This is a genomic window from Ideonella azotifigens, assembly GCF_006519715.1.
Taxonomy (GTDB): Bacteria; Pseudomonadota; Gammaproteobacteria; order Burkholderiales; family Burkholderiaceae_C; genus Ideonella; species Ideonella azotifigens.
Genome location: NZ_VIDT01000742.1, coordinates 1 through 2,484, shown reverse-complemented (window position 1 = coordinate 2,484; position 2,484 = coordinate 1). Strand labels below are relative to the sequence as shown.

The 2,484-nt window shown below is 69.6% G+C and carries 1 protein-coding gene and 1 pseudogene; both read left to right on the top strand.

All coding sequences use genetic code 11. The features are described from left to right. On the top strand, positions 1-2,073 hold a 2,073-nt coding region (locus tag FKP22_RS27065), incomplete at its 5' end, for an ATP-binding protein (RefSeq protein ID WP_141291057.1). A 48-nt stretch (positions 2,074-2,121) separates the two neighbouring features. Then, positions 2,122-2,484: pseudogene (locus tag FKP22_RS27060) on the top strand (histone deacetylase family protein); the annotation flags it as partial.

Below are 2,484 nucleotides of genomic sequence, written 5' to 3'. Positions count from 1 at the left end.
CTGTGCATGCGCGCCGAGCAGGCCGAGCGTTTCGACGCCGAAGAGGTTGGCGTGCTGGAGCGGCTGGCGATGCAGGTCAGCCTGCGGCTGACGGCCGACGAAGCCGAAGCGGCGCGGCAAAAGGTCGTCAGCGCGTTGCGCGACAGCGAGGCTCGCTTCTCGCTGATGTTCCAGACCAGCCCGGTGGGCATGCTGCTGAAGTCTTCGCCCGGCGGACGGGTGGCCGATGTCAACCAGGCCTGGCTGGACCTCTGCGGCTACCAGCGCAGCGAGGTCATCGGCCCCGGTGCGCCCCCGCTGGCACTGTGGGTGGACACGGCCCAGCATGCCGCGGCGATGGCCGAGTTGCAGGAGACCGGCCGCGTCAGCGGGCGCGAGATGCGCTTGCGCAAGCGCAGCGGCGAGCAGGTCGACATTGCCTACTCGGCCACGCGAACGCCACTGGGCGGGCAGGACCACCTGCTGGCCTCGTTCGTCGACATCACGCTGCAGAAGCACGCCACCCGCCGCGCCGAAGAAGAGGCCGACCAGCTCGAGCACGAGGTGGCACGCCGCACCGCCGAGCTGAACAGCCTGTTCGAGGCCTTGCCAGACCTCTACTTCCGGCTCTCGCCCGCGGGCGTGGTGCTGGACTACCGCGCCGGCAACACCGTCACGCTGCTCCGCGACCCTGCCCAATTCCTGGGCCGGCCGGTGCGCGAGGTGCTGCCGGGCGACGCGGCCGACAAGCTGATGGCGGCGCTGGCCCAGGTGGGCGCAAGCCAGCAGCCGGTGTCGATCGAATACGCACTGGCCATGCCGGCCGGCGAGCAGACCTACGAAGCCCGCATCGTGCCAACCGAGCCGGGCGGCGACCTGGTGGCCGTGGTACGCAATGTCTCCGAGCGCCACGCGCTGGAGACCGAACGCGAGGCCGCGCGCGAAGAGGCCGAGCGGCAGGCCCGCCACCGCAGCGAATTCCTGGCCAACATGAGCCACGAGATCCGCACGCCGCTGAACGCCATCCTCGGCTTTGCCCAGCTGGGTTTCGAGCAGACCCAGGGCCGGGTGACCCAAACCGGCTACAACCGCATCCTGTCGGCCGGCAAGCTGCTGCTGGCCATCGTCAACGACGTGCTGGACTACTCGAAGATCGAGGCCGGGCGCATGGATGTCGAATCCATTCCGGCCAGCCCGCGCCAGCTGATAGACGCGACCGCCGACATGGTGCGCGACACCGCCCAGCAAAAAGGCCTGGCGCTGAGGGTGCACCTGGCGCCCGAGCTGCCGCTGGCCTGCATGACAGACCCGACGCGGCTGCAGCAGATCCTGGCCAACCTGCTGGCCAATGCCGTCAAGTTCACCCATAAAGGTGGCATTGACCTGCTGGCCGACCGCGACGGCAATGGCGATGGCGAGTGGCTGCGCATCCGCGTGCAGGACAGCGGCATCGGCATGAATGCCGGCCAGCGCGAGGCGCTGTTCGCGCCCTTCCGCCAGGCCGACGCTTCCACGACGCGGCGCTACGGCGGCACCGGCCTGGGCCTGGCCATCAGCCGCCAGCTGGCCGAGCTGATGGGCGGCGAGATCACGGTGCATTCCACGCTGGGCGTGGGCAGCGAATTCACGCTGCGGCTGCCGCTGCGCGCGGTGCCGGCGCGCTGGCAGCAGCTCTCGCTGGCGGAGGACGACATGCCACGCAGTGGCCCGCAGCTCGAAGGCCTGCGGCTGCTGGTCGCCGAAGACAACCCGGTCAACCAGATCGTCATCAAGCAGGCGCTGAGCAGTGCCGGCGCGCGGGTCACGCTGGCGGCAGATGGCCGCGAGGCGGTGAACCTCGTGACCGACTCGCCGGACGGCTTCGATGCCGTGCTGATGGACATTCAGATGCCCGAGATGGACGGCTACGAAGCCACGCGCCGCATCCGCCTGCTGGCCCCGCAGTTGCCCGTCATCGGCCAGACCGCGCACGCGCTGCAGGAAGAACGCGACCAGTGCCTGGCCTGCGGCATGGTGGCCCACGTCGCCAAGCCCATCGACCTGGCGCGCCTGATCGCCACGCTGCGCGCCGTGATGCGTCAACCGGTGGCCTGAGCAGCAGGCTCTGAAACGCCGCCACCCAGATCACCGTAAAGTGCCGGCATGCACATCTTCTACAGCGACCAGCACCGCGCGCACGCGGGATCCCACGAGTTCTACCGCGGCGAGCTGGTGCCCTGTTTCGAGAAGCCGGAACGCGCCGACCATGTGCTGGCCGCCGTTCAGGCGCGTGGCATCGGCCCGGTGCTGCCGCCCCAGCCTTTCCCGCCGGACCCGATCGCCCGCGTGCACAGCGCGCGCTACCTGCGTTTCCTCGAAACCGCCTGGGCCGAATGGACAGCGCTGGGCAATGCCGGCGACATCCTGCCTTCGGTCTGGCCGATCCGCGGCTTTCGCAGCGACGTGGAGCCGGTCAACTTCATGGCCCGCCTCGGGCTGTATTCCTTCGACAGCGGCACGCCGTTC